Origin of the sequence: Pseudoalteromonas sp. XI10 (genome assembly GCF_001469895.1) — a bacterium.
Classification (GTDB): Bacteria; Pseudomonadota; Gammaproteobacteria; order Enterobacterales; family Alteromonadaceae; genus Pseudoalteromonas.
In genome coordinates, this window is sequence record NZ_LOPY01000028.1 from 1 (window position 1) to 2,759 (window position 2,759).

Genomic DNA, 2,759 nt, shown 5'->3' on the forward strand with positions numbered 1-2,759 from the left:
GAACCCTGATTTTGAGCACCCTGGTTTTGGCAATGTTACTTCTTTACTATTAACGCAGCCTGTAGTCCCTGAAAAAGATGACCTGCTTGAACAGCTTGTAGTCAAATTACATGAGCAAGGCTTTGATGAAAAAGCGTTACTAGCGTAGCATCTAAAAAGTGTCACTAAAATGGTCAGGTCTTTCTTTTTGCCTTTTAGCTAGTCCAATGTTGTTTATAAGCAATGGTTTAATAGAAGTTCTCAACGTGTAGGGCATTTTACGATGGGCAAGCACAAACTCCAGAATGGATTTAAATCGAGAAAGTGTTACTTCAATTTGACAAATCTAAAGTGATAGCAAGGCTAAAGTGCGCGGTAATTGTCGAGCAAGGAAAAGAATTGGATGATTATTTTAATTACACTATTCAAACTTGAGTCAGGTAGTGGTGCAAAGCAAGACCTGACCCCATGTGTGCTTAATATATCAGCAATGTGGAATATCCAATCTATTCAAATGAGCTTTTGGTCGAAACCTGAATAGTTTGAGCATACCTTTTCAGATGAAAGGTATTTACTAATTAATTCTCATTATGGTCGGAGATAGTATAATGAAGCTTTTTGTTGGACTAATGTTAATCAGTATTAGTGCACAGTTGTGTGCAAGCGAAAATGAGTTAAAAGAAATTAATAACTGTAATGAGGTTTCATATACCGGTCTATCAAAGTTGTATAGAAATTGTTCGGGGACTAAAGTGTTCGGTGAATCTAAGTTAGTATCTGAGCTTTCAATAGAAAAAGCCTTGACTCATCTCCAGGCTATAAAATCACGGCCTAGAGATAAAGAAGAGCTTTATAAAGATGAGTTACTTAATAGTTTCCAATCAATACATGGTTTATTTGGTATTGAAGAGTTTTTTTCTGCGAATAATTCTATAGTTTTAATCTTTGAAAATGGTGTACAACTTTATTATCCTTATAAAAAGAAATGGAAGCTTGTTGAATTTTCAAGATGATAAAAGAAAAGAATTAATAGGGTCTTTCTTCTTGCCTTTAAGCTAGTCCAATGTTGTTTATAAGCAATGGTTTAATAGAAGTTCTCAACGTGCTGGGCATTTTATGATGGGCAAGCACAAGCTCTAGAATGGATTTAAATCGATAAAATGTTACTCCAATTTGGAAAATCTAAAGCAACATCAAGGCGTAAGTTAGCGGTAATTGTCGAGCAAAGAAAAGAGTTGGGTGATTATTTCAAGCTGCACAATTCAAGCATGAAGTATGGTAGTGGCAAAAAGCAAGACCTGACCCCATGTGTGTAGGTTCTTGTTTTCTCTTTCGCGGATTATGGTTAAGCACTATACCAAACAACGTAATAGCTTTTTTCTGAGCTAATCGTAGAGACTCAAGTTAAATGGTGGAGATAATATGAGGTATTTAATTTTTATCCTTTTATTCCAAAGCGGCATTTGCATGGCGTTACAGCCTATATCAGAATATTGTGAAGACTCTTATCTGTTAGGCCGAATCGGAGGTGATTTTTTTACAGCAAACAAATGCCTAGTATATGGTTACACTGCTGAGGATATGACTTTCTTTAAGAATAGAAACACAAGTATTGAATTCGATGATATTAAACCTTCACTAGAAAAGTTTATCAATATTGTCAATTCTGAAGTAGATTCATTTTTAGATAAACAAAAAGCTTTTGATGAATACACTGGAGTGATAGATAGTTTCTCAGTGCCTCTATTTGGGAGCTATGATGAATTCGAAGATGCTAAAGCTTCATTAGTATTTTCGATTAACTACACAACTCATTGTAACATATCAGTTTTAGATTACAGTGGAGGTGATAAATTCATGATTGGATATAAACTTAATCGAATGACTGATGAAGGTAAATATAACTATGATTATTTGTATATAGAGCTCCCTAAAGAAGCAAAAATAAACAAAGCGGATAGTGATGGTTTAATAGATGCTTTTTGTCATAATGATTTAAGCTTTAAAAATAAAGAATAATGGTAAGTAGCTTTTATCTACCCAAAGAGGCCAAGCTAAATTTTTCCTTCTAAATTATAATACCCACTTCAGTTCAGTCTTTAGTTGAGGTCAATATGAAAGACCTGAACCCACTTTGTGTTCGTTCGATATTGGCTCGGGGAAAAGAAACTAGCATGGTTCATACGGCAACTTCGGCCCATAGATTAGCCATAGGAGATTTAGTTAATGTATGAACTTTATTTTCAGTCCGATTTTATGGGAACCAAAATTGGTTTTTACTTAACACTTGTTTGTTCTGTTCTACTAATATTGTGCTGCCCGAAGATAAAATACTGGTACGAAAATAAACTACAGTTTGAAAAGAAAGTTAACTTCTGGTTTGGCTTCTTATTTGTATTTGGCTTTTTTGTAATGCAGTCACTGTCATTTTATGGCCTAGTATTAAAATCTAATGGCATAGATTCTGGAAATTATTCTACAGTTGAAGGAGCTATTGAAGATATTCAAATTGTTGAAAGAAATAGTAGAGAAGAGGCTTTTACTGTTGATGGAGTACGCTTTAAGTACAATGATTACGGAACAGAAAACACCTTTTTTGCGAATAGAAAGCATGATTCAGATACAATCCAAGAGGGGCGAGTTGTAAAAATTGCTTACCTTAGAGAAGGAAATGAAAACCTGATTTTTGAGTTGAGCGTAAGAAAGTAAATGTTAGCAAGGATGTGCTCTTTTTAACTCAAGCAAACAACTGCTGGAGGCGTTCTATCAGATCTCCAAGG

3 protein-coding genes are annotated in these 2,759 nt (G+C 34.5%); all 3 read left to right on the forward strand.

The window, feature by feature from the left end; translation table 11 throughout:
• The first annotated feature begins 587 nt into the window (after nucleotides 1-587).
• The 3 genes from AUR67_RS07070 to AUR67_RS07080 all read left to right on the forward strand — a co-directional run bounded on the left by AUR67_RS07070 (nucleotide 588) and on the right by AUR67_RS07080 (nucleotide 2,688).
• The gene (locus AUR67_RS07070) at nucleotides 588-992 is read left to right on the forward strand and encodes a hypothetical protein (protein WP_152996505.1); all 405 of its coding nucleotides are present in this window, start codon (nucleotides 588-590) and stop codon (nucleotides 990-992) included.
• A gap of 409 nt (nucleotides 993-1,401) precedes the next feature.
• Nucleotides 1,402-1,998 (forward strand): hypothetical protein, encoded by a 597-nt coding sequence (locus AUR67_RS07075; protein WP_152996506.1) that lies wholly within the window; start codon nucleotides 1,402-1,404, stop codon nucleotides 1,996-1,998.
• A 207-nt stretch (nucleotides 1,999-2,205) separates the two neighbouring features.
• A complete protein-coding gene (locus AUR67_RS07080; RefSeq protein WP_055198792.1) occupies nucleotides 2,206-2,688 on the forward strand; it encodes a hypothetical protein in 483 nt (160 codons plus the stop codon).
• The last annotated feature ends 71 nt before the right edge of the window (nucleotides 2,689-2,759 follow it).

Bases quoted from the DNA above. Each gene is read 5' to 3' on its own strand.
- AUR67_RS07075 (WP_152996506.1), top strand. From the start codon at position 1,402: ATGAGGTATTTAATTTTTATCCTTTTATTCCAAAGCGGCATTTGCATG.
- AUR67_RS07080 (WP_055198792.1), top strand. From the start codon at position 2,206: ATGTATGAACTTTATTTTCAGTCCGATTTTATGGGAACCAAAATTGGT.
- AUR67_RS07070 (WP_152996505.1), top strand. From the start codon at position 588: ATGAAGCTTTTTGTTGGACTAATGTTAATCAGTATTAGTGCACAGTTG.